18 protein-coding genes and 1 tRNA gene (1 of these 19 cut by a window edge) are annotated in these 23,951 nt (G+C 62.6%); 12 read left to right on the forward strand and 7 right to left on the reverse strand.

Features of this window, described 5'->3' with window-relative positions:
• Positions 1–83: 83 nt before the first annotated feature.
• From ABMA59_RS12670 to ABMA59_RS12680, 4 genes are all read right to left on the reverse strand, one after another.
• The gene (locus ABMA59_RS12670; protein ID WP_349005724.1) at positions 84–479 is read right to left on the reverse strand and encodes a hypothetical protein; all 396 of its coding nucleotides are present in this window, start codon (positions 477–479) and stop codon (positions 84–86) included.
• An 849-nt stretch (positions 480–1,328) separates the two neighbouring features.
• Entirely contained in the window at positions 1,329–3,254 is a 1,926-nt protein-coding gene (locus tag ABMA59_RS12675; RefSeq protein WP_349005725.1) for an AAA family ATPase, read from the reverse strand.
• Positions 3,247–3,432 (reverse strand): helix-turn-helix transcriptional regulator, encoded by a 186-nt coding sequence (locus ABMA59_RS37210; protein WP_425475911.1) that lies wholly within the window; start codon positions 3,430–3,432, stop codon positions 3,247–3,249. The genes ABMA59_RS12675 and ABMA59_RS37210 overlap by 8 nt, the downstream gene beginning before the upstream one ends.
• A 427-nt stretch (positions 3,433–3,859) precedes the next feature.
• Positions 3,860–3,936, reverse strand: a tRNA-Arg gene (locus tag ABMA59_RS12680).
• A gap of 287 nt (positions 3,937–4,223) precedes the next feature.
• On the opposite strand from ABMA59_RS12680, the gene ABMA59_RS12685 reads away from it, so the two are divergent.
• The 12 genes from ABMA59_RS12685 (at position 4,224) to ABMA59_RS12740 (ending at position 20,688) form a co-directional block, all read left to right on the forward strand.
• Positions 4,224–5,498 carry an aspartate kinase gene (locus ABMA59_RS12685; protein ID WP_349005726.1) on the forward strand — a complete coding sequence of 425 codons (1,275 nt, stop codon included), beginning with the start codon at positions 4,224–4,226 and terminating at the stop codon, positions 5,496–5,498.
• A 77-nt stretch (positions 5,499–5,575) separates the two neighbouring features.
• Positions 5,576–7,846, forward strand: a complete 2,271-nt coding sequence (gene ptsP, locus ABMA59_RS12690; RefSeq protein WP_349005727.1) for a phosphoenolpyruvate--protein phosphotransferase — start codon at positions 5,576–5,578, stop codon at positions 7,844–7,846.
• Between the two features lie 75 nt (positions 7,847–7,921).
• Complete coding sequence (locus tag ABMA59_RS12695; protein ID WP_349005728.1) at positions 7,922–8,164, forward strand: type II toxin-antitoxin system prevent-host-death family antitoxin; 243 nt, start codon at positions 7,922–7,924, stop codon at positions 8,162–8,164.
• 2 nt (positions 8,165–8,166) lie between these two features.
• Positions 8,167–8,577 (forward strand): hypothetical protein, encoded by a 411-nt coding sequence (locus ABMA59_RS12700; protein ID WP_349005729.1) that lies wholly within the window; start codon positions 8,167–8,169, stop codon positions 8,575–8,577.
• 75 nt (positions 8,578–8,652) lie between these two features.
• The gene (prfA, locus tag ABMA59_RS12705; protein ID WP_349005730.1) at positions 8,653–9,732 is read left to right on the forward strand and encodes a peptide chain release factor 1; all 1,080 of its coding nucleotides are present in this window, start codon (positions 8,653–8,655) and stop codon (positions 9,730–9,732) included.
• Entirely contained in the window at positions 9,725–10,618 is an 894-nt protein-coding gene (prmC, locus tag ABMA59_RS12710) for a peptide chain release factor N(5)-glutamine methyltransferase (protein ID WP_349005731.1), read from the forward strand. Before prfA ends, prmC begins: the two co-directional genes overlap by 8 nt.
• A gap of 329 nt (positions 10,619–10,947) precedes the next feature.
• Positions 10,948–11,835: a DUF4167 domain-containing protein gene (locus tag ABMA59_RS12715; RefSeq protein WP_349005732.1), complete on the forward strand. Its 888-nt coding sequence runs from the start codon at positions 10,948–10,950 to the stop codon at positions 11,833–11,835.
• Between the two features lie 203 nt (positions 11,836–12,038).
• Entirely contained in the window at positions 12,039–14,651 is a 2,613-nt protein-coding gene (clpB, locus tag ABMA59_RS12720) for an ATP-dependent chaperone ClpB (RefSeq protein WP_349005733.1), read from the forward strand.
• A gap of 425 nt (positions 14,652–15,076) precedes the next feature.
• Positions 15,077–17,284: a hypothetical protein gene (locus ABMA59_RS12725; RefSeq protein ID WP_349005734.1), complete on the forward strand. Its 2,208-nt coding sequence runs from the start codon at positions 15,077–15,079 to the stop codon at positions 17,282–17,284.
• 439 nt (positions 17,285–17,723) lie between these two features.
• On the forward strand, positions 17,724–18,587 hold the full coding sequence (locus tag ABMA59_RS12730) for a hypothetical protein (protein WP_349005735.1): 864 nt from the start codon (positions 17,724–17,726) through the stop codon (positions 18,585–18,587).
• Positions 18,588–18,686: 99 nt separating this feature from the next.
• Complete coding sequence (locus tag ABMA59_RS12735) at positions 18,687–19,052, forward strand: MmcQ/YjbR family DNA-binding protein (protein WP_349005736.1); 366 nt, start codon at positions 18,687–18,689, stop codon at positions 19,050–19,052.
• Positions 19,053–19,221: 169 nt separating this feature from the next.
• The gene (locus ABMA59_RS12740) at positions 19,222–20,688 is read left to right on the forward strand and encodes a L,D-transpeptidase family protein (protein WP_349005737.1); all 1,467 of its coding nucleotides are present in this window, start codon (positions 19,222–19,224) and stop codon (positions 20,686–20,688) included.
• A gap of 22 nt (positions 20,689–20,710) precedes the next feature.
• On the opposite strand, the gene ABMA59_RS12745 is transcribed toward ABMA59_RS12740, so the two are convergent.
• The 3 genes from ABMA59_RS12745 to ABMA59_RS12755 form a co-directional block, all read right to left on the reverse strand.
• Positions 20,711–21,787: a class I SAM-dependent methyltransferase gene (locus ABMA59_RS12745; protein WP_349005738.1), complete on the reverse strand. Its 1,077-nt coding sequence runs from the start codon at positions 21,785–21,787 to the stop codon at positions 20,711–20,713.
• A gap of 198 nt (positions 21,788–21,985) precedes the next feature.
• On the reverse strand, positions 21,986–23,059 hold the full coding sequence (locus ABMA59_RS12750; protein WP_349005739.1) for an alpha/beta fold hydrolase: 1,074 nt from the start codon (positions 23,057–23,059) through the stop codon (positions 21,986–21,988).
• 82 nt (positions 23,060–23,141) lie between these two features.
• Positions 23,142–23,951 carry the final stretch of a M23 family metallopeptidase gene (locus ABMA59_RS12755; protein WP_349005740.1) on the reverse strand. The gene runs 1,161 nt beyond the window's last position, so 810 of the gene's 1,971 nt are visible here — the last part of the coding sequence; the start codon falls outside the window, past its right edge; the stop codon is at positions 23,142–23,144.

The raw sequence follows: 23,951 nt of genomic DNA on the forward strand, positions 1-23,951 counted from the left end.
CAACAACTGACGGGTGAATAGCTGCTTGTCGTACCGGGCAGGGACTTTCGGTAACAAGCTTCTAAGGCTGGGAGGCAAGGTAGTCATCGACCTGTTGCCCCGTTAGTTCCAAAACGACCAGCCTTGATGCCTTCAATGATTGCCTCGGTATAGTCGTGATTATGAGGAGGCGTGACGTCTTTTGTCTGGCGTCCGACATTCAAGCCCAGCGATTCGACCAACCGCCTCAATTGACTTGCGATGCGTGCATAGCTGTCCAGCCGTTCCCGGCTTGGTGCTTTGCCGTCTGCCGCCAATTGGCCAAACCGAACATCCTGATACTCCAACTCGAGTTGAAGTAGGGCGGCTCGTCGTGCCAGCGCACGCTGGCCTTCTGACAAACGATTGTCCGCGTCGCCGCCAAGGTCGGCCTCGTAGATCAGTAGAAGGTCTTTGAACCTTCTCGCCCAAGTGCTGCGCCTGTCGAGACTCGGCAGCAAATTGGTCGCAGAAGTTATTCGCGATCGACCGGGTATGGTCCGACTGCGTATCTCCGTTCGACCATAACCAGACCTAACTGGCGTCTCGTCCTCGTCTTCTTCAATGTCTAATCTAATGCGTTCCATGGGAGAAACGCTATGTTTTCCCTATATGAATTGCAACTCGGTTGGTATTTTGCCAATGTTTACAGATGTTTACTGTCACAAAGCGACTTATAGTTAATTTGTGCTTCCAAAAATACAGCCTGTTTTTGCTTAGAAAAGTCTGGTAACAGTCTCACTTTTCTAATCGAACTAAGCTGTCTGCAATTTTCGCTCTCTATCACCATGTCCATTTTCTATAAAAATCCTACCATTTTGTAGAACATGAATACAACTTTGGAACTAAGACAACTGCCTTCGTCTGAATGAGCCTTTCCGGCTTCACGCCTATCATTCATCTGGTGTTTAACCCTTTTTGTGCCCGTCCGTTTTTCTTCTTTTCCTGCCAAATCTTCAACATCCGCTCGCCGGTCATCCTTGCTGCGCGAATAGATAAAAAAATCAACTAAGAGGTGACTGTTGATTGTATTAGTTTGCCAGAGCTTGTTGCACGAAATAGTAGATTTTTGCACGAATGATCTGCGAATTGCGGCTTAACTGGTTAAGCGTGCTACGCACGCTTATTTTTTATTTAATTTGATAGCCGTTTCTTGCACGGATTGGGTTGCAAGATCCGACTTAAATTATTAAGCGTGCTACGCACGCTTATTTTTTTATTTAATTGGGCTCTGCAAACGGTCTGTTGCAGCGACCGTTTGCAGATAGACCGAGACTTAAATACTTAAGCAACTCCCTAGCGCAACGAACTTAACTCGCTTTTTCAGGCTCCAGCTCGCCTGCTTTTCTTGCCTCCTTTACAATTTGTGAAACTCTTGCGGCCGTAAGCCCAAGCTTCTCGGCAATGTCCTTCTGCTTCATGCCTTCATGCAACAACTCAACGACTTTGGCTCGCTTCTGCTCAGTTGCGCCACGCGAGTCTTCCACCGTCCATGTAGCAAGTCCACCGTCTTCCATGGACAGGCGTACAATCCGCGACCTCGCATCTTCCCCGGCGAAGTGTCGTGTCTTGGTGAACGTCAGCTCAAATGCCGACTCTTCGCCTCTCACAAGGTCCTTCCGCTCCGTTAGACCTACCATCACGTCGAGAACATCTTCGCGTTTTGAACTACCTCGCGGCTTGCCCCCTTTGCCTTCATGGTGGACGAATACTACCGCCCTTCCTTGTTGACGTTGTGCCAATGCCCATTCTTGAAGCGGCATCCATGACTCGGCTTCGTTCTCGACACCCGTCCGGACTAGTGTCGATATGTTGTCCAGAACAATGACCTCGATCCCCTCGGCCTCGATAATCTTGTTTAGAACTTCCTGGCCTTCCTTCGTCGCAATATCGGGCTTCGACAATTGGCGGTTGTAGAACTGATCTGGCGTCAGAACCCACAAGTTCTTCGATAGCCCCATGTGCGACAGCCGCTTCTGCAATGCCGCGATGCCCATTTCGCCGTCAACGAAAAGCACCCGTCTTGGCTTTTCGGCTGTCCAGCCGAGCAATTCCTTACTCTCCGCCATGGCATACGAGACAGACAACCCCAGCCAGGTTTTCGCAGAACCCCGAGCGCTGTGAATCATGGCGATGTTGCCGACCGCAAGCCACGGCTTCATTAGGAATTCAGGAGGCGGGAAATTCATCTCGACCAGCTCATCAAGCCGGATTGCCCTTATGCCGCGATCTTTGACGCGTTTGGCCTTGCGTATCGCATCCCATAGAATGTCGGGGTCGGCATCAGAGTGAAGAAGTTCGTCGTTCCAATCTTGTCCAACTTCATCAGGTATCGCGATGCGAACACTGGGCCGACCGATGTCATGCAGTCGTTGCGCGAGTGCGTTTGCAGCATCTTGGCCGGTTCCGCTTTCGTCGTTGTCGGCGCAGATGATGACCGACGACGCTGCCGGGACATCGCAGACGCGCATGTTCGAAGCGTTCAAAGATGCTACCGCCGGAAGATCAGCCAGTTGCGACGCTGCTAACGTGGTCTCAATGCCCTCTGCCACGATCAACGGTCGATCTGGGTCGAGCCGGCCAAGCTGGACGTGACCGCCTTTGATCGGCCCGTACAGCTTGCGTGGATTGTCGGTCGCCAATTTGCCCGTCGCCGTCGCGTCCAGCAGCGTGATGTGAGCGCCAACCAGCTTGCCCCCCTTCGCAACCGGCAACACCATTGCCGGATAGCCTTTGCCCAGCAACCTTCTGGCATCCTTGGCCGGCAGCAGCATCGCGTTGACAGGCACAATGTCGATGCCGCGATGCCGGAGATATTCGACCGGCGCTCCAGCGTTCGCCATTGCAGCAGCGCGAAGTATCTTGAAAGCTTCGCGAAAGCGAACGGCATCTTCGTATGCAGTATCGCCGTCCTCATGCTTTCTTCGAGGCCTTGGCTTTGTCGTCGGTTTTGTCGGCCACAGACCCTTCGCCTTCAGCGCCTCAATGACAGCTTCTTGCGAGCACCCTGCGTGACATTTCACCAGAATGCGGTCGCCGTCCTGCTTCACGCTTAGACTTGGGGAATCATCCTTATGGGCCGGGCAACGGCACATACTACCTCTACCGCCTAACGCCGAAATGATTGTTTCAGCGTCGTTGCGGGGTGTCGAGGAAGAGTTTAAACTGCGCGCGCTGTTGCTTTGATGGCCCTGATCGACGTTGACGCGTCGGTCGGGGTTGCTTTTGTCACTCATGACCAGCCTCCGGCCTCTCGGCCAACCATTTTTCGATGGTTGTTTCCTGCCAGCCATGGACATTTGGACCAAGCTGTATGGGTTTCGGCAAAACGTTGTCCTTTGCCCACCACCGCCAAATCGTCGTCGGGTCGACGCGGAGCAGCTTTGCGAGCTCGGCAGTGCGTAGAATGCGCATAGGGTGCGGTCGGTAGTCGAGGCGCACGCGAGGTAAGGATTTCTTCACGGGTGTCGCTCCAAATGTTTACCAAAGCCTGCTCGCACATCAAGCAACGTGCTTGACGGGCGGTAGGCCGACTAAGTCTGTTTGGAGGTCGATCAGATGAGCGGTAGCGAGACAACAAATGTGCCAAACACTAGCTGCTATGATCTGGCGCGCAACGCGGCCGCTATTTGTTCCGAACCGCTGCGCCCTGCCTTCCAATTCGGCAGTAAGGGCAAAATTATAGGGCTTTGCGGCGATACGCAAGCCGCCGCAGCGTCGTCAGCCGCAGTGCGATGCCCCGAGTAGGCCAATTGACCGTTGTAGCTGTCGATTCATTATATAAAAGCTATATCGATCAGCAGTTTGCGACAGAGATTGCCAATTAAGCCTTTGATTTCGTTGGTGATCCCGACAGGAATCGAACCTGTGACCTACAGATTAGGAATCTGCCGCTCTATCCTACTGAGCTACGGGACCAGCCAAGGCGACACATAGCGGCTTCCGGCGGATTCGCCAACTGTTTCCGAACGGCGCTGCCGAGGAAACAGGAACGTCGAGCCCAGCGGGAGATGCGAATGGCGAAGCGCGCGACGGCTCGCGGCGGTTTGCCATTGCCAGTGGAACCGGATGGCGACCGAGCCTTGCGGAAGCAAAGTGTTTTGGCTAAGGAGGCCGCGCATCGGCGCCGGCCTTTCCGGCGTCTCAATCGAGGCATTCCAAGGCTTCCGTGAGCCCGGGACAGTCGAACGGGGCATCCGCTTTCCATGGCGCGTATCGTGATGAAGTTCGGCGGAACCTCCGTCGCCGACCTCTCCCGCATCCATAATGTCGCGCGGCACGTCAAACGCGAGGTCGACGCCGGCCATGAGGTAGCGGTCGTGGTCTCGGCCATGTCGGGCAAGACCAACGAACTCGTCGGCTGGGTGCAGGGCATGCCCAAGGCGACGGGCGCCAATACGCCGTTCTTCGATGCCCGCGAATACGATGCCATCGTCGCCTCCGGCGAGCAGGTCACGTCGGGACTGCTGGCGATCGCGCTGCAGTCGATGGGCATCAATGCGCGCTCGTGGCAGGGCTGGCAGATCCCGATCCGGACCGACCATGCGCATGGCGCCGCCCGCATCGCCGAGATCGACGGCTCCTTCCTGATCAAGCGTTTCGGCGAGGGCCAGGTGGCTGTCATCGCCGGTTTCCAAGGCCTTGCGCCGGACAACCGCATCTCGACGCTCGGGCGTGGCGGCTCCGACACATCGGCGGTGGCAATCGCGGCGGCGGTCAACGCCGACCGCTGCGACATCTATACCGACGTCGACGGCGTCTACACGACCGACCCGCGCATCGAGCCGAAGGCGCGGCGCCTCGACCGCATCTCCTTCGAGGAAATGCTGGAGATGGCCTCGCTCGGCTCGAAAGTGCTGCAGGTGCGCTCGGTCGAGCTTGCCATGGTCTACAAGGTGCGCACCTTCGTGCGGTCGTCCTTCGACGATCCCGACGCGCCGGGGATGGGCGACCTGATCAACCCGCCCGGAACGCTTATTTGCGACGAGGATGAAATCGTGGAACAGCAGGTCGTCACCGGAATTGCCTATGCCAAGGACGAGGCCCAGATCTCGCTGCGCCGCGTCGCCGACCGTCCGGGTGTCGCCGCCGGCATCTTCGGGCCGCTGGCCGAGGCCAACATCAATGTGGACATGATCGTCCAGAACATTTCCGAGGACGGTAAGTTCACCGACATGACCTTCACCGTGCCCTCCGGCGACGTGGGCAAGGCGCTGGCGGTGCTGGAAAAGGGCAAGACTTCGGTCGGCTACGACGTCATTCAGCACGACGAGGGCATGTCGAAGGTCTCGGTGATCGGCATCGGCATGCGCAGCCACGCCGGCGTCGCCGCCACGGCGTTCAAGGCGCTTTCTGAAAAAGGCATCAATATCCGCGCGATCACCACCTCGGAGATCAAGATTTCGATCCTGATCGACGGCGCCTACACCGAACTTGCGGTTCGCACTTTGCATTCCGTCTACGGCCTCGATAAGCATTAGTGTAGAAGAAATCCGGCGGAGGATTCGCGGCCTGCCGGGTGGCAGGGCCGCAAAGGCCGCTTGGAGACGGAGTCCGGATGCGTGATTCGGTCGTAGGACCACGCGTATTGCTGAGACGGCTCAGGGAGCTCATGGCCGAGCCCCTGGGGCCGCAGGAGCGGCTCGACCATATCGTCCGCGACATTGCCCGCAACATGGTGGCCGAGGTCTGCTCGCTCTATGTGTTGCGCGCCGATTCCGTGCTCGAACTCTACGCCACCGAAGGCTTGAACCCCGGCTCCGTGCACCTTGCCCAGTTGCGCCTCGGCCAAGGTCTCGTCGGCACGATCGCCGCCAGCGCCCGGCCGCTCAATCTTTCCAACGCCCAGGAGCATCCGGCCTTCGCCTACCTGCCGGAGACGGGCGAAGAGATCTACCATTCGTTCCTCGGCGTGCCCGTGCTTCGCGCCGGCCGGACGCTCGGCGTGCTGGTCGTCCAGAACCGGACGATGCGCACCTATCGCGAGGACGAGGTGGAAGCCCTCGAAACCACGGCGATGGTCATCGCCGAGATGATCGCCGCCGGCGACCTGGCGCGGCTGTCGCGGCCCGGGATAGAGCTCGACCTCAGCCGGCCCGTCTCGTTCACCGGTCTTGCCTTCAACGACGGCGTCGGCCTCGGCCATGTCGTGCTGCACGAGCCGCGCATTGTCGTCACCAACCTGTTCAACGAGGATTCGGAGGCCGAGACGCGGCGGCTCGAAGCCGCGCTCGGCTCGCTGCGCCTCTCGATCGACGACATGCTGTCGCGCCGCGAGGTGGCCTTCGAGGGCGAGCATCGCGACGTGCTCGAAGCCTATCGCATGTTCGCCAACGACCGCGGATGGGTGCGGCGGCTGGAGGAGGCCATCAGCAACGGCCTGACCGCCGAGGCGGCGGTCGAGAAGGTACAGAGCGACATGCGCGCGCGCATGGTGCATATGACCGACCCGTATATGCGCGAGCGCATGAGCGACTTCGACGACCTCGCCAACCGGCTGCTGCGGCAGTTGATGGGCCGTTCGCCGGACGATATCGCGGCCGCCCTGCCGAAGGATTCGATCATCGTCGCGCGCTCCATGGGCGCGGCCGAACTGCTCGACTATCCCAGGGAAAAACTGCGCGGCCTGATCCTCGAGGACGGCGCCATCACCAGCCATGTGGTGATCGTGGCGCGTGCCATGGGCATTCCCGTCGTCGGCCAGCTCAAGGGCGCGGTCTCCATGTCGGAGAACGGCGACCCTGTCATTGTCGACGGCGAGGAGGGCGCCGTGCACCTGCGCCCGCAGTTCGACGTCGAATCGGCCTATGCGGAAAAGGTGCGGTTCCGGGCCCGCAAGCAGGAACTCTATCGCGAACTGCGCAAAAAACCGTCCGTCTCAAGGGACGGGGTGAGCGTCGACCTGATGATGAACGCCGGGCTGGCCGTCGACCTGCCGCAGCTTGCCGATGCGGGTGCCGCCGGCATCGGACTGTTCCGCACCGAACTGCAGTTCATGGTGGCCTCGACTTTTCCGCGCGCCGAGGCGCAGGAGCGCCTCTACAGCGACGTGCTCGACATCGCGCGCGGCAAGCCGGTGACCTTCCGCACCATCGACATCGGCGGCGACAAGGTGCTGCCCTATTTCAAGGGCGCCGCGCAGGAGGAGAATCCGGCGCTCGGCTGGCGGGCGATCCGCCTGACGCTCGACCGTCCGGGGCTATTGCGCACGCAGGTCAGGGCGCTGCTCCGCGCCGCCGGCGGGCGCGAACTGCGCGTCATGCTGCCGATGGTCACCGAACTCGGCGAGGTGGCGCAGGCGCGCGAGATCATCGACCGCGAAGTCAGGCACCTCTCCCGCTTCGGCCACCATCTGCCGACCAGCCTGAGGATCGGCGCGATGCTGGAAGTGCCGTCGCTGCTCTTCCAACTCGACGAACTCATGCAGACGGTCGATTTCGTCTCGGTCGGCTCGAACGACCTCTTCCAGTTCGTGATGGCGACCGACCGGGGCAACAGCCAGCTTGCAGACCGCTTCGACGCCCTGTCGGTGCCGTTCCTGCGCATATTGCGGCAGATCGCCGAGGCTGGCAGGCGCAACGAGACGCCGGTCACGCTTTGCGGCGAACTTGCCGGCAAGCCGATCTCGGCGATGGCGCTGATCGGCCTCGGCTATCGGTCGATCTCGATGTCCCCCGCGGCCATCGGGCCGGTCAAGGCGATGCTCACCGAACTGCCGGTAGAGGCGCTGACGGACTTCATGAACGAAAACCTCGCCGGCATGAGCGCCAGATTACCGATGCGTGCGCTACTGCAGACGTTCGCGGACGACCGGGGGATACCGCTGTAGTTTGACGTCGCTCGATCCTTGAATAATCAAGAATATATAGATATTGTCCATATATCCAAGGTATGTGGATCGAACATGCGTGAATTCAGTACCGTTGAACTCACCCAGAAAATCGGCGACGTGACGCATCTGGCGCGTAGGGAGCCCGTTGCGATCACACAGCACCGCAAGCCGCGCTTTGTGCTGATGAGTATAGAAGACTACGAGCGCCTTGTCCGTCGTGGCGATACAAGGCAGGCGTGGACGAGCGACAACGTGCCGGACGATCTGGCTGATGAGATAGAAACGGCATTGAAAGTGTATGAAGCCAAGCCCTGACGATGGGCTTCGAGGAACTTCAAACCGGCGTTGTCATCTCCTCCCCGTTTCTATGGGCGCGGGAAGCGGCCGCAGGCGAGACGGAAGGGCGCAAACGTCGCCCTGTCGCGGTCGCGTTGCGCCTCGCACGGCCTGGCGGTGACGCCGTTGTCTTGCTGCCGACCACCACGCAACCGCCCGCCAGGGAGCGCAATGCGGTCGAGGTTCCGGAAACCGAGAAGCAACGCGCCGGCCTCGACACCAGCGTACGCTGTTGGATCATGCTGGATGAGTTCAACACCGATATCATCGGCAAGTCCTATTATCTCGAACCCGAACCGCCGCTCGGCGTCTTCAGCAGAGCCTTCTTCGCACCGGTTGCGAGAAGATTCGTCGGCCACGTCAAGGCTGCCCGAAAGGTTGATCGCCGATAGGCTAGCCGACGCTGACGCGTTGAGCTTGCGGCCGTTCTCCGCTATGCGGCTCATTCCACAGAGCGACCGGAAAGCATGATCTCCCTCCCCAATGACCGCATGGACCAGGTCGTAAAGCGCTTCGAGATGCTCGAGGCGCAGATGTCGGCGGGTCCGGAACCGGACGCCTATGTGAAGATGGCGTCCGAATATTCCGATCTGCAGGAGATCGTCGGCAAGGTGCGCGCGCTGCGCGCCGCCGAGGCGGAGGTGGCCGACCTGCAAACCATGCTGGCCGACAAGGCGACGGACGCGGAAATGCGGGAACTGGCCGAGGCCGATCTGCCGGGCGTCGAGGAGCGCATCGAAGCGTTGCAGCACGACATCCAGATCCTGCTGCTGCCCAAGGATGCGGCCGACGAACGCAACGCCATCCTCGAAATCCGCGCTGGCACCGGCGGCGACGAGGCGGCGCTGTTCGCCGGCGATCTTTTCCGCATGTACGAGCGCTACGCGGCGTCGAAGGGCTGGAAAGTCGAGGTCGATTCGATCAGCGAGGGCGAGGTCGGCGGTTTCAAGGAAATCATCGCCACCGTCTCGGGGCGCGGCGTGTTCGCCCATTTCAAATTCGAGTCGGGCGTGCACCGCGTGCAGCGCGTGCCCGAGACCGAGGGCAGCGGCCGCATCCATACCTCGGCGGCGACGGTGGCGGTGCTGCCGGAAGCCGAGGAAGTGGACATCGAAATCCGCCCCGAGGACGTGCGCATCGATACGATGCGTGCATCCGGTGCCGGCGGCCAGCACGTCAACACAACCGATTCGGCGGTGCGCATCACCCATCTGCCGACCGGCATCATGGTGGTACAAGCGGAGAAGTCGCAGCACCAGAACCGTGCAAAGGCGATGCAGATCCTTCGCGCACGCCTCTATGACATGGAGCGCACCAGGGCTGCGGAAGAGCGCTCCGAATCGCGAAAGCTGCAGGTGGGGTCGGGAGACCGGTCGGAACGCATCCGCACCTACAATTTCCCACAAGGGCGCGTGACAGACCACCGCATCAACCTCACGCTCTACAAGCTCGATCGGGTGATGATGGGCGAACTCGACGAGATCGTGTCGGCGCTGATTTCGGATCATCAGTCGAAGCTGCTCGCCGAGATCGGCACGGATGCCTGACGGGGACGACACGACGCTGGAGGATTTGCTCCGCGTCGGCCGCGAAATGTTGGCGCGGGCCGGAATCGATGATCCGGCATTGAACGCGCGGCTGCTGGTCGAGCATTTCACCGGCACGACCCGCGCCCACGCCATCACCGCGCCGAAGCGGCCGGTGAACGGCGAGATAGCCTCACACATCATTGCCGCCTTCGAACGCCGGCAGGCTGGCGAGCCAGTGCACCGCATCATCGGCTTTCGTGCCTTCTACGGGCTCGACCTGCTGATTTCCCCGGCGACCCTGGAACCGAGGCCCGATACCGAGACCTTGGTCGATGCGATCCTGCCGATCGTTCGGGAGACGGTCTTGCGGAAGGGCTCATGCCGGATCCTGGATTTGGGCACCGGCACGGGCGCCATAGCGCTGGCTCTGCTGGCTGAGGTGGGCGATGCCACCGCGACAGGCGTCGATGTCTCGGGCGAAGCGCTCGCTGCCGCGCGGTCCAATGCCGAGCGAATCGGTCTCGGCGCGCGGTTCACGCCATTGCAATCCGACTGGTTCGAAAAAGTTTCGGGACTCTGGGATGTAATCGTCTCGAACCCTCCCTATATACCGACGGAAAGCATCGCCGGCCTGGCGCGGGAGGTTCGTGACCATGAACCGATAGCAGCGCTGGATGGCGGCGAGGATGGGCTTGATGCCTATCGCCGGATAGCCGGCCAAGCTTTGGATTTCCTGGACGTAGACGGCCGAATCGGCTTGGAAATTGGGTTCGATCAGAAGCAGTCGGTGACTGCGGTGTTCCTTGAAAAAGGCTTCGACCTCAAAGGATCGGCAAAGGATCTCGGCGGTAATGACCGCGTCCTTCTATTTGCCACGAAATCTTCACGCGGTGCTGCTAATTGATGAAAAGTACCCCGGAAATATCGCTTGGCAAGCCGGTAGAATGCGGATAGGGTCCGCGCACCGGATGAGACGAAGCAGGCAGTGCTCTGAACAATTCGGTTCCCTGAGAAGCCAACTGCCTGATCGCGCAAACGATGCTGAAGCTTCGTACGGGGATCGTCCGGGTCGTGTCATGAGACCGAAACAGGATGGCATGTGACGCCAACGCAACCGATGCGGGCGAACACCGTCGGAGGACTACGAACCGGATGGCCGGCACGGCACACCGTTCGTGAATGATTTTTCTAAGCGAAGAGAGTCTGATGAGGCCACAACAGCAGAATAGGCGTATGCGCGGTCGCAACAATGGCGGCGGCAACAACAACAATAATAACAATAACAACAATCGTAGGGGCCCGAACCCTCTTACCCGCAATTACGAGAGCAATGGCCCGGACGTGAAAATCCGTGGCTCCGCGCAGCAGATCGCCGAGAAATACACGACGCTGGCCCGAGACGCTCAGAGCTCCGGCGACCGCGTCATGGCGGAAAACTATCTCCAGCACGCCGAGCACTACAACCGGATCATCGCCGCCGCGCAGGCGCAATTCGCGTCGCAGCAGCCCCAGTCGTCGCCCCGCGACGATCTCGACGACGATATGGACGACGTTTCCTATGGGTTTGACGGCGGTGTGAATGGCGGTGAGTCCTATGCTCCCGCTGCCGCTCAAGCGCCGGTCCAGCAGCACCAGCCGCAGCCTCAACATCAGCCGCAGCACCAGCCTCAACATGAGCCGCAGCCGGTAAGCGGTTCCGGGCCGCAGCCTGTGATCGAGGGGGTTCCCGCCGAGGTCGCGTTGAACAGCGAGCCCGCTGGCCGGCCGACCGGCGGTGGCCGCCATCGCGACCGGCGCCATCAGCATCCCCGGCATAATGGAACGAACGGTGCTTCGGTCGCCGCGGTGAGCGAAGCCACCGAAATCGTGGCGGGCGGCGCGGCGGAAGAAACGCCGGTTCAGCAAGTCGAGCCCGTGCAGGCGCCCGAACCGCTCCCCGAGCCGGCTCCCGCCCCCGTCGTGGCGAGCGAGGTTCAGGCGGTCGAGGAACCACCTCGTCCGCGCCGCGGGCGCCGTCCACGCCGCAGCCCGGATGCACCGGCCGCGGATGCGGCGGGCGGCCAGGGCGAATTGCTTGGCACGCCCGAGAGCGCCGGAGCGGCCGCGCCCGTCGAAGGCTGATTTTCCAACCCCTTTCACCGATCAGGCGGCCGGGCAGCGATGCCCGGCCGCCTTTCTTTTTTGATCCCGCTCAATGCGTCTTGAGGGAAATACGGGAGATACCCATATCCGACGGAGTTGAACCGGCCTCGTGTCGAGGGGGTTCGTCATTCTGAGCCAAACCGGTGCCGCAAAGCGGGCCGGGACGGAAAGGAGACAGATATATGAACGTTGAAAAATATTCCGAGCGCGTGCGCGGTTTCATCCAGTCCGCGCAGACATCGGCACTTTCCCGCAACAACCAGCAGTTCACGCCCGAGCACATCCTGAAGGTCCTCATCGACGATGAGGAGGGCCTTGCCGCGTCGCTGATCGAGCGTGCCGGTGGCCGTGCCCGCGACGCGAAGCTCGGCGTCGAGGCGGCAATCGAGGCGCTGCCGAAGGTCGAGGGCGGCAACGGCCAGCTCTACATGGCGCAGCCGCTGGCGAAGGTGTTTTCCACCGCCGAGGATCTGGCCAAGAAGGCCGGCGACAGTTTTGTCACGGTCGAGCGGCTGCTGCAGGCGCTCGCCATGGAGAAATCGGCCAAGACGTCCGACATCCTCGCCAAGGCCGGCGTCACCGCCCAGGCGCTGAACGCGGCCATCAACGACATCCGCAAGGGCCGCACCGCCGATTCGGCGTCCGCCGAGCAGGGCTACGACGCGCTGAAGAAGTACGCCCGCGACCTCACCGCCGACGCGCGCAGCGGAAAACTCGATCCGGTGATCGGCCGCGACGACGAGATCCGCCGCACCATCCAGGTTCTGTCGCGGCGCACCAAAAACAACCCCGTGCTGATCGGCGAGCCCGGCGTCGGCAAGACGGCAATCGCCGAGGGCCTGGCGCTGCGCATCGTCAACGGCGACGTGCCGGAATCGCTCAAGGACAAGAAGCTGATGGCGCTCGACATGGGCGCGCTGATCGCCGGGGCGAAGTATCGCGGCGAGTTCGAGGAGCGGCTGAAGGCCGTGCTCAACGAGGTCACCTCGGCCAATGGCGACATCATCCTGTTCATCGACGAGATGCACACGCTGGTCGGTGCCGGCAAGGCGGACGGCGCGATGGACGCGTCGAACCTGCTGAAGCCGGCGCTGGCGCGCGGTGAGTTGCACTGCGTCGGCGCGACCACGCTCGACGAATACCGCAAGCACGTCGAGAAGGATCCGGCGCTGGCCCGGCGCTTCCAGCCGGTCTTCATCGAGGAGCCGACGGTCGAGGACACCATCTCGATCCTGCGCGGGCTGAAGGAGAAATACGAGCAGCACCACAAGGTGCGCATCTCGGATTCGGCGCTGGTGTCGGCGGCGACGCTGTCCAACCGCTACATCACCGACCGTTTTCTGCCCGACAAGGCGATCGACCTCGTCGACGAGGCCTCCGCGCGCCTGCGCATGCAGGTGGATTCGAAACCCGAAGCGCTGGACGAGATCGACCGCCGCATCATGCAGCTCAAGATCGAGCGCGAGGCCCTCAAGCTCGAAAAGGACGACGCCTCGAAGGACCGGCTGATCCGGATCGAAAAGGATCTCGCCTCGCTGGAGGAGGAATCCACCGAACTCACCGCGAAATGGCAGGCCGAGAAGCAGAAGCTCGGGCTCGCCGCCGACCTCAAGAAGCAGCTCGACGACATCCGCAACGAACTCGCCATCGCGCAGCGCAAGGGCGACTTCGCCCGTGCCGGCGAACTCGCCTACGGCAAGATTCCCGAGGTCGAGAAGAAGCTGAAGGACGCCGAGGCGCAGGACGGCAAGGCCGGCATGGTCGAGGAAACCGTGACGCCCGACCATGTCGCCCACATCGTGTCGCGCTGGACCGGCATTCCGGTCGACAAGATGCTGGAAGGCGAACGCGAAAAACTGCTGCGCATGGAAGACGAGATCGGCGTGCGCGTCGTCGGCCAGGGCGAGGCGGTGCAGGCGGTTTCAAAGGCCGTGCGCCGCGCCCGCGCCGGGCTGCAGGACCCGAACCGGCCGATCGGCTCGTTCATGTTCCTTGGGCCTACCGGCGTCGGCAAGACCGAACTGACCAAGGCGCTGGCCGATTTCCTGTTCGACGACGAGACCGCGATGGTGCGCATCGACATGTCGGAATTCATGGAGAAACACTCCGTGGCCCGGCTGATCGGCGCACCTCCCGGCTATGTCGGCTACGAGGAAGGCGGCGCGCTGACCGAGGCGGTGCGCAGGCGGCCCTATCAGGTCGTGCTGTTCGACGAGGTCGAGAAGGCGCATCCGGACGTGTTCAACGTGCTCTTGCAGGTGCTGGACGACGGCCGCCTGACCGACGGGCAGGGGCGCACGGTCGACTTCCGCAACACGCTGATCATCATGACGTCGAACCTCGGCGCCGAATATCTGGTCAACCTCGCCGACGGAGAGGATGTCGACAAGGTGCGCGACGACGTGATGGCGGTGGTGAAGGCTTCGTTCCGGCCGGAGTTCCTGAACCGCATCGACGAGGTGATCCTGTTCCACCGCCTGCGGCGCGAGGACATGGGCCGGATCGTCGAGATCCAGTTGAAGCGGCTGGAAAAACTGCTCACCGACCGCAAGATCCGGCTCGACCTCGACCAGGACGCGATCGACTGGCTGGCGACCAAGGGCTACGACCCCGCCTATGGCGCCCGCCCGCTGAAGCGCGTCATCCAGAAGGAGCTGCAGGACCCGCTCGCCGAGCGCATCCTGCTCGGCGACGTGCGCGACAACTCGACCGTGAAGATCACGTCGGGTTCCGACCGGCTCAACTTCCGCCCGCGTCCGTCGCTGACGGCGGACAGCGAGGCCGAGGCGGCGTAGCCGACGCACTGGTTACGCTCCTCGTGGGGAGGGTGGCCGCTGGGGTAGGGTCGATCCCCATCCGCGAAACGAGATGCCCCGTCGCAAGGCGGGGCATTTTTTATCGGTCTTTTTAAATCGGACAGATTTCCGCACGAGCGGTCACGAATTTCTGCAAAATGTCTGCGCCGCGACGCTGCCAAGCGAAAAATCCTGGGTGATCTGAGCAAGCGAGAGCAGCGTAATCATCCGGTGGCTTGCTTGGGTTGCGTGGACGGGTGGGCAAAAATCCGCGCAATTGTCTTCCATTTATCGGCCCTGTAGACTTTTGTAGTCGCCGCGCAGTGACGAAAACTTCGGCCCGCCGCTTGCCGCCAGATGGTCGCGGCGGAGTTCACGGTGCCGGCGCCTGCAATTGCATCCAAGTCCATGGAGGTGAGACCAGCATGGTGATGTTCAACAGAAGCAGCCTGATCCGGGTATCGCTGTCCGACGGTGGAAACCAGTTGTCGCTTGGCTCCTATTCGCAGGAAATTTCCGCCGATGGCCGCTTCATCGTCTTCACGTCGGACGGAAGCGATGTGGTGTCCGGCTTCGGACCGGGTTCCCACGTCTACATCCGCGATGTCGCGACTGGCCAGACATTCACCGCCTCCGGCTTGGGGCAGTCCGGCGGCAGCACCCAAGGGGTCATCTCCGACGATGGGCGCCACGTCGTCTACCGCAGCGTCGCCCCGGATGTCGTGCCGGACGACACGAACGGCATGATCGACATCTTCGTCCGGGACTTGCAAGGCGGCAGCACACAGCGCATTTCGCTGACCGGGCTGGGCGCGCAGACCGATGGCGACAGCTTTTCCCCGCAGATATCGGGGCAGGGCCGCTTCGTGGATTACCAGAGCAACGCCACCAATCTTTCCGCCGGCGATTCGAACAAGAACTCCGATATCTTCCGGACCGATCTTTTTACAGGAAGTGTGGAACGACTTTCGGTTTCATCCAGCGGAGCCCAAGGCGACGGCGCCTCCATCTCGCCGCAGGTCTCGGCGGATGGGCGCTTCGTCGCCTTTTCCAGTTCGTCGACCAATCTCGTCGCCGGTGACACGAACGGGTTCACTGACGGCTTCGTCCGGGACACCGTGCTCGATACGACGACACGTATCACCGTCAGCAGTTCGGAGGCGCAGGCCAACGGCGAGAGCCTCGTCCATGCGGTCAGTGCCGATGGCAGATACATCGCCTTCACCAGCACTGCCACCAACCTTGTGTCCGGCGACACCAATGGCATGACGGATGCGTTCCTGCGCGATACCGTTGCCGGGACCACCATCCGGGTCAATCTGAGTTCGTCAGGGGCGCAGGCCACGGGCGCCGAGACCTCGCAGATGGACGTCTCTTCGGACGGCCGTTACGTTGTCTTCCAGACGCAGGCCGCAAATCTGGTCGAAAACGACACGAACGGCGTCCACGATATCTTCCTGCGCGACGTCCAGGCAGGCACGACGACGCGCCTGTCGATCGGCATGGGCGGCGCGGAAGCCAACCAGGCGTCGTTCGGCGCCAAGTTTTCCGCCGACGGCCGTTTCGTCGTGTTCCAGAGCCTGGCGACCAACCTGGTCGCCGGCGACACGAACAACCAGCAGGACACGTTCCGTATCTCCCTGTTCGCGACGCAATCCGCCGACTACCTGATCGGCTCGGACGGAAAGGACCAGATCGAAGGTCTCGGCGGCGCCGACTACATTGTCGGGGCAGGGGGCAACGATACACTGAACGGCGGCGCCGGCATGGACACCATGGTCGGCGGCGCCGGCGCGGATACCTACTACGTCGACAATCTCGGCGACACCGTCGTGGAGGAGATCACCGGAGGAATCGACATCGTCGCTGCCAGTGCAAGCTATCGGCTCGGTGCGGCTGCAGCCGTTGAAAATCTGCGCACGACGAGTTCCAGCGGCACTTCCGCGCTCGAATTGACTGGCAACACGCTGACCCAGGAGATCATCGGAAATGCCGGCGCCAACGTGCTGCATGACGGCGGCGCCGGCACGCCCGATACGATGATCGGTCTCGGCGGCAACGACATCTACCGTGTCTACAACAGCGGCGACATCATCGTCGAAGGCGCCTCGCAGGGGACGAGTGACCGGGTTATGGCGGCCGTCGACTACAAGCTCGGCGCCGGGGTGCGTGTGGAGCTTCTCACCACCAACGGCTCAACCAGCACGTCCACCATCGATTTGACCGGAAATGAGTTCGCCCAGGAGATCACCGGCAATGCCGGCGACAACCGCCTGGAAGGCCGCGAGGGCAACGACACTTTGCGCGGATTGGGTGGCGACGACACATTTGTGTTCAACACAAAACTCGGTGCGTCGAATATCGACACCATCCTCGACTTCAACGCGGCCGACGACCGCTTCCTGCTGTCGGACGCGATCTTCACCAAGCTGAACACCGGCGCGCTGCTGTCGGGTTATTTCCGGGCCAACACCACGGGCCTGGCGCAGGACGCCAACGACCACATCATCTACGAGACAGACACGGGAAAGCTGTCCTACGACGCCGACGGCCTCGGCGGCGCGGCCGGCATCCAGTTCGCAGTGCTGACGAGCCAGCCGACGATAGGCTTTGCCGATTTTGTGGTGGCCTGAACGACTGCGACGCGGCCCCTTGCAGCGGATGGCGTCCCCCTCACCGGCCCTTCGGGCCACCTCTCCCCCACTTCGTGGGGGCGAGGAGGGCGCCAAGCCTTGCAGCAAAGGAGCCAAGCTTTGCAGGAGAGCGCCACTACTGGCGGCCGGCGCTCCTCTCCCCCATTCTTCATGGGGGAGAGGAGGCCCGAAGGGCCGGTGAGGGGGGCCACAGGCATCTGTCCGACCAGTGTGGGATTAACGCCGTCTCGACCCTGTCCGGATCGGACAACCCGCTAAAACGGGGAGAGTTTCTCGACTTTGTAGGATGGCTTAAAAAATCTTTCCCAGCAATTTCAATCACTTGAGATTCGCCTGAAAGAAAATCCGTTCCATTCTGTCCCCGCCTGTTCCGCGCGGGCGACAATCGTCGCGCCTGATCGAAGCGAGGAAGGCGGCGATGGACCTGAGTGCAGTAATCGACGACCACCGCGAGGCGCTGAAGCGCATCGTGGCCGGGCTCGTCGCCATGGTCGAGATGGGTCTTGGAAGACGGTTTGTGTTGTTTCCGCGGAAGGGCGCGGCCGCTTCGGGACTGCAGCAGGCAGAAGAAGGCAAATCGTCCCCGGCGCTTACCCTGCCGCGCCATCTCCATCGCGCCGTGCTCAAAATGCTGCGGCCGGCAGAATCGGCGGCGCGGCGGCTTATCATCGTGCTGGCGCGCGGCATGGTCGTGACGCTGCCGCCGCGGCCCCCGCGCAAGGGCAAGCCCAAGCGGAAGAAAAAATCCATCTTCGTGCGCGACGGCGTCGGCACCGGCGTCGTGCGGCGCTCCGGCGCCCCGGTCCATCTGGCTCATCTCGCTTCCGCAAAACCCGCTGCCCGCACGCTTCCATTTCCGCTGCTCGATCCGCTGCCGCGATGGGATCGCCGCCCCCGGCGGACTGTCGCCACCAGCGTGCCGCGCATTTGCATAATCGGCGTCACCGAGCGGCTTGCCGTCCCCGTCTGGAAGCCGCCCTCATCCGACGATCCGCTGGATGCGGGCCGTCTCGGCCGGCGATTGACCGCCCTGGTGCATGCTCTGGACGACCTGCCGGGGCAGGCAAAACGCTTTGCGCGCTGGAAGGCGCGGCGCGATCATGCGCTCGCGGCGGGCCGCGGGCACCGCGTCGCGCCGCTGCGCGGCGGCCGGCCGCCGGGCGGTCGCCTGTCGCGCTACGAACCGGGTGCCCCGCGCCGGCGCAACATCCGCGACATCGACGAACTTCTGGCGCACGCCCACGCGCTCGCCCACTATGCGCTGCGCCCCGACACGTCATGACGCGGAACGCCCCTGCACTTGCCGGGAACAAACAATAGCCAGGCCGGTGAAATTCCGGAGCGTGGCAAGAATCACCCATGTGTGCGAGAGAAGTGCATCATGACCCTCGACGGTTACAATGCCTTCTGCGCCTCGCTTTCCGCCACGACCCATGTCGTGCAATGGGGCGGCGCGCATGTGTGGAAGGTCGGCGGTAAGGTTTTTGCCATTGCCGGATGGAGCGATGGCGACGGTCTGGCAGTCACCTTCAAGACTTCGGAAATGGCTTTCGACATTTTGAAGGACCAGCCGGGATGCCGCCCGGCGCCGTACCTCGCCTCGCGCGGCATGAAATGGATCCAGCGCCGGACGGACGAATCGATGGATGACCAAGCACTCCGGGATTATCTCAGGGAGAGCCGTCGGCTGGTCGCGCTTGGACTGACGAAGAAGGTGAGGCGGGAACTCGGGCTGGACCGGGCCTGATCTTGGCCGCGCGTGCCTGATCGAACATGGTACGAGCAATATTTCGAAAATGCCGGCGGCCATCTTCATGCCCCGTTCATACTGGAACAACTAGATTCGCAGGTGCGTTACCCCCTGATCCGTCCTTGGGCGCGGCGGGAACGACGGGAACCGGAGAGAACGACCAAACATGCTTCGCGGGCTGATTTTTCTTCCGGCCATCGCAATCGGCTTTGCGGCACACGCCGCCGCCGCGTCCGAATCGCCCGCGCCGTGGGTGCGCGACGAGGTGCGCCGCGCGCCCGCGCCTGGCGAAATCCAGCTCGCGCAGTATCGCGACGCGGAAGTCTATTTCGACGGTAACGGCAATCGGGTGATCGTCGATTCCGTCACCGGCGAGGTGATCGCCGTGCAGCCGCGCGAATTCAATGCGCGGCGCGAGCAGTTTCGCGAGCGCCGCCGGGAACTCCGCCGCCAGGACCGTTATTATCTCGACGATCCGGAGGACATGGCCCGGCTGAGGCGTGACGAAGGCTGGCGCGAGGTTCCTGCGGACGACGGCTATTCCGAACCGGATTACGTCCAGCCCGATGACAACTACGGCTATCGCGAGCCTGCGCCGGACGAATTCCCGGCCGCGCCGCTTCCGCCGGGCGTGGACGGCGCGCCGGTGATCGCCCGCCAGGAGCCGATCGAGCGCGCGCCGCTGAGTGAGGAGCAGATCACCTCGACCGAGCCGGACATTACGGGCACGGTCGAGCCGCGTCCGGACACCACCGTCAACCCGGCGACGCCGCCGGCACTGACCTTCACGGCGCGTGAGGATGTCGCGGCCATTCAGGTTCTCATGGACAGGGCAGGGGCCTCGCCGGGCGTCATCGACGGAAAGTTCGGCTCGAACGTCGACAAGGCCTTGGCCGCCTATCGCGAACTGACGGGCTCGAACCTGAAGTCGACCGACACGATCGGCATCACGGCGGCTCTGGCGGAGAGCGGGGGCGATGCCTTGGGCATGTATGAGATCACGCCGGAGGACGCGGCAGGGCCCTATGTGGCATCCGTGCCCTCCGACTACGGCGAGAAGGCCAAGCTCGAGCATATGAGCTTCACTTCGGTCACCGAGATGCTGGCCGAGCGGTTCCATATGGACGAGGGCTACCTCAAGGCCCTGAACCCGGAAGCGAATTTCTCGCGGCCGGGGACGCTGGTGCGGGTCGCGAACTTCGGCTCAAACGTCACTGCGAAGGTCGCCCATATCATTGCCGACAAGGGCCAGAAGCAGGTGCGGGCTTACGACGCCAACGGCAAGCTGGTGGCTGCTTATCCGGCGACGATCGGCTCGGCCGACACGCCGTCGCCCACCGGCACGCATGCGGTGTCGCGCGTCGCGATCAACCCCAACTACACCTACAATCCGAAGCTCAACTTCAAGCAGGGCGAGAACGACAAGGTGCTGACCATCCCGCCCGGACCCAACGGCCCGGTCGGTTCGGTGTGGATCGCGCTGGACAAACCGACCTACGGCATCCACGGAACGCCCGATCCGTCGAAGATCGGGAAGACCGAGAGCCATGGCTGCATACGCCTGACCAATTGGGACGCCCAGGAACTCGCCAAGCTGGTCTCGGCCGGGGTGATCGTCGAATTCGTCGAGTGACGCCGGCGGCGAGCGCGCTGCCTCAGGCGGTCGCCTCGAGCACCATGTTGAACGGCGTCGAGGTCGCCACCCGCACATTGCCGAAGCCGCCGGAACGAATGACCTCCCTAAGCCGTCTTTCGCCTGCCTGCGCGCCGAGCGCCGTTCCCTCCTCCTGCGCCAGCGATGTCGGCACACAGATCATCGTCGACGCCGAATAATAGAGGCGGCCTACCGGATTGAGGTTGGCTTCGACCGTATCCCGCGCCATCGGCTCGACGACCATCCAGGTTCCGTCAGGTCTCAGCGACTTCCGCACATGGGCCGCGGCGCCGTGGGGATCGCCCATGTCGTGCAGGCAGTCGAAGAAGGTCACGAGATCAAGCTCGTTGGCGGGGTAGTCCTTGGCAAGGCCGACCTCGAACCGAAGGTTATCGGTGACGCCGTGCGCCTTGGCGTGGGCGTTGGCCTCCGCGATCGAGCCTTCGTGAAAATCGTAGCCGATGAAGGTGGAATTGGGGAATGCCTTCGCCATCAGCATGGTCGAGACGCCGTGCCCGCAGCCGACATCGGCCACCCTGGCGCCGCGCTCCAGCTTTTCGACGACGCCGTCCAATGCAGGCAGCCAGGCGGAAACGAGATTGTTGAGGTAGCCCGGCCGGAAGAAGCGGGCGACGGCGCAGAACAAACAGCCCGCCTGACTGCCCCAGGCGACGCCCCGGCCGCTGCGAAATGCTGTCTCCACCGCCTTCTGGTTTTCGACCATGGCCGCCATCATGTCGAAGGCGCCGATCATGTTGACCGGGCTGCCTTCCACGGCGAAGACCATCGCCTGTTCGGGCGGGAGCGAAAACGCCCCGGTCCGGGCGTCATAGGCGAGGTAGTTGGATGCGGCCTGGGCGTTCAGCCATTCGCTGAGATAGCGTTCATGGCAGCCGCTGGCCTTGGCAAGTGCTGCCGGGGTCATCGACCCCTTCTCGTGCAGCAGCCGGTACAGTCCCAGCGTGTCCCCGATCCTGACAAGGGGAACGCTCGCCGCGCCGCCGAGATCGGACAGCAACTGCCCGATGAAACTGTTCAATTTGTCTTCGTTGATCTCTTTCGGGCCGATCGCGTCCATAAGGTCTCCTCCCGTTTTCAAACGGCGACACCGGCAAATCGGCCGGGCCGTCCCTGTTTTCGACAAGCTCGATGCCGCCACGGCGAATGGCCGGCCAAGCGAGTGTCGGCGAGAAGAACGCGCATCGGCGGTAAGCGCATGAGGCGCTTGTCCCGCCCCTTGCGAAAAACGGCGGCCGTTATGGTGGGCCTGTCCCGATCAATCCTTCAGGGCGAGCACGATGGCTTCCGCCCGGCTATGCACGCCAAGCTTGTCGAGGACTGACGACACCTGGTTCCGCACCGTCTTCTCCGCCTTGCCCAGCCGGCCGGCGATCGCCCGGTTGTCAAGGCCGGCAGCGACAAGCGCCAGGACCTCGACCTCGGCCGGGGTTAGGCTCGCGTTGTCGAGGGATGTCCTGCGAAGATTTTGCGATGCGGGTGTCAGAAAGGCGCTGACCTCGGTCTGGAACTGAAGCCACGCCGCCTCGGACGGAAGCAGGGTATGGTTGTCGCTTTCCAGCGGCACGAACCTGGCGTCGGGAATAAGGCCGGCCAGCCGGCGGCCTTCCTCGAAAGGCACACGCGCATCGCCGCGCGCATGCAGCACCAGCGTCGGAACGCGGAGCTGCTCGGCCATCGCCGTGACGTCGATCTGGTGGAGTTGCTCCAAGGTCCGTGCCGCAATCTCCGGGCTTGTGGAAATGCGTTCCAGGTCGTTCCACCAGCGATGCTGTTCCGCCGTCCCGCCGGGAATGAACTGGCTTGTGAACACCTGGCGGAAGGCTGGATTGTCCCGCCCCCAGCCGATGCGGATGAGGTCGACGAGTGTTCTGGCCTCCAGCCGCTCCGCCTCGTGCTCGGCCCGTCGTAACGCACCGCGCGCATAGGCGCCGAAGAGGATAAGGTGCGAGACCCTTTCCGGATGGCGCAGCGCGAAGGCGATGGCCAGTGCGCCGCCCTGCGACATGCCGAGAAGCGGGAAGGATTTTTGCTCGATCGTGTCGGCCACGGCTTCGAGATCGGCCAGCCATCCCCCGAACGAGACGTCCGTGGGCTGCCGGTCGGAGAGGCCGCAACCGCGCTGGTCGTAGCGGATATAGGTGTTGCGCTCGGAAAACGCCTTCAGCCATGGTCGCCATACCGGACTTTCGAGGTCGTATTCGACATGGCTGAGCCAGTGCGCGGCGCGCAGCAAGGGCGGGCCGCTTCCGACGGAAGCGACCGCGATCCTGGTTCCGTCGCGCGAGGTGCAGAACCGTATGGTCTGGCGCAGCGCCATGATTGCGGACATTACGCACGGATCGCAGTCGACGGTAGATGGCGCCGCGGACGTGACGAAACGAAATGGCGGGCGTCGTGCCGATGGATAGGCGTCAGTCGCCTTGGCTGTTCGCGGCGCTGGCGACCTTAAGCGCCGAGCCGTCCTTGTCTTCCCTGAGCAGGTCGTCGATGCGCTTGCGCTCGACCTGGAAGCGTTCGAGGTCTTCGCCCTTCAGCGCGCGGCCGGTAGGCAGGCGGACGCGCATTGGGTCGACCTTGGTGCCGTTGACGATCAATTCGAAATGCAGATGCGGTCCGGTGGACAGGCCGGTCGTGCCGACGAAGCCGATCACCTGGCCCTGACGGACACGGACGCCGGGTTTTATGCCCTGCGCGATGGCGCTCTGGTGATTGTAGGACGTCTCGTAGCCGTTGGCGTGCCGCACGATTGTTTGTCGCCCGTAGCCGCCCGCCCAGCCGGACTTTTCCACCACGCCGTTGCCGGCGGCGATGATCGGCGTTCCGCGCGGCGCTGCCCAGTCGACACCTGTATGCATGCGGTTCAGGCCGAGGATCGGATGGTTGCGGCCGCCGAAGCCCGAGCGGAAGACGGCGTTGGGCACCGGCTTGCGGATCAGGAACTGCTTCGAGCTGCGCCCTTCCTCGTCGAAATAGTCGCTGGAACCGTCAGGGAAGGCGAAGCGGTAGAATTTCTGGGCGACGCCGCTGAAATTGGTGGCGACATAGAGCAGTTCCGAATCGTCCGAAACCGCGTCGCTGTCGTCGGGCTGCGAGAAGAACACCTCGATCTGGTCGGACGGGCTTAGCCGGGACTGGAAGTCGACGTCGGAGGCGAGCAGCTTGATGAGCTGGCGCGTCATCGAGCGCGACATGCCGTAGGAATAGGCCGCCTGGTAGATGCC

Source organism: Mesorhizobium yinganensis (genome assembly GCF_040081985.1).
GTDB classification, from domain to species: domain Bacteria; phylum Pseudomonadota; class Alphaproteobacteria; order Rhizobiales; family Rhizobiaceae; genus Kumtagia; species Kumtagia yinganensis.

Bases quoted from the DNA above. Each gene is read 5' to 3' on its own strand.
- ABMA59_RS12700 (WP_349005729.1), top strand. From the start codon at position 8,167: ATGGGCTTCGAGGAACTTCAAACCGGCGTTGTCATCTCCTCCCCGTTT.
- ABMA59_RS12730 (WP_349005735.1), top strand. From the start codon at position 17,724: ATGGACCTGAGTGCAGTAATCGACGACCACCGCGAGGCGCTGAAGCGC.
- ABMA59_RS12745 (WP_349005738.1), bottom strand. From the start codon at position 21,787: ATGGACGCGATCGGCCCGAAAGAGATCAACGAAGACAAATTGAACAGT.
- ABMA59_RS12685 (WP_349005726.1), top strand. From the start codon at position 4,224: ATGGCGCGTATCGTGATGAAGTTCGGCGGAACCTCCGTCGCCGACCTC.
- ABMA59_RS12735 (WP_349005736.1), top strand. From the start codon at position 18,687: ATGACCCTCGACGGTTACAATGCCTTCTGCGCCTCGCTTTCCGCCACG.
- ABMA59_RS12750 (WP_349005739.1), bottom strand. From the start codon at position 23,059: ATGTCCGCAATCATGGCGCTGCGCCAGACCATACGGTTCTGCACCTCG.
- ABMA59_RS12715 (WP_349005732.1), top strand. From the start codon at position 10,948: ATGCGCGGTCGCAACAATGGCGGCGGCAACAACAACAATAATAACAAT.
- prfA (WP_349005730.1), top strand. From the start codon at position 8,653: ATGATCTCCCTCCCCAATGACCGCATGGACCAGGTCGTAAAGCGCTTC.
- clpB (WP_349005733.1), top strand. From the start codon at position 12,039: ATGAACGTTGAAAAATATTCCGAGCGCGTGCGCGGTTTCATCCAGTCC.
- ABMA59_RS12740 (WP_349005737.1), top strand. From the start codon at position 19,222: ATGCTTCGCGGGCTGATTTTTCTTCCGGCCATCGCAATCGGCTTTGCG.
- ABMA59_RS12675 (WP_349005725.1), bottom strand. From the start codon at position 3,254: ATGAGTGACAAAAGCAACCCCGACCGACGCGTCAACGTCGATCAGGGC.
- ABMA59_RS37210 (WP_425475911.1), bottom strand. From the start codon at position 3,432: ATGCGCATTCTACGCACTGCCGAGCTCGCAAAGCTGCTCCGCGTCGAC.
- ABMA59_RS12695 (WP_349005728.1), top strand. From the start codon at position 7,922: ATGCGTGAATTCAGTACCGTTGAACTCACCCAGAAAATCGGCGACGTG.
- ABMA59_RS12725 (WP_349005734.1), top strand. From the start codon at position 15,077: ATGGTGATGTTCAACAGAAGCAGCCTGATCCGGGTATCGCTGTCCGAC.
- prmC (WP_349005731.1), top strand. From the start codon at position 9,725: ATGCCTGACGGGGACGACACGACGCTGGAGGATTTGCTCCGCGTCGGC.
- ptsP (WP_349005727.1), top strand. From the start codon at position 5,576: ATGCGTGATTCGGTCGTAGGACCACGCGTATTGCTGAGACGGCTCAGG.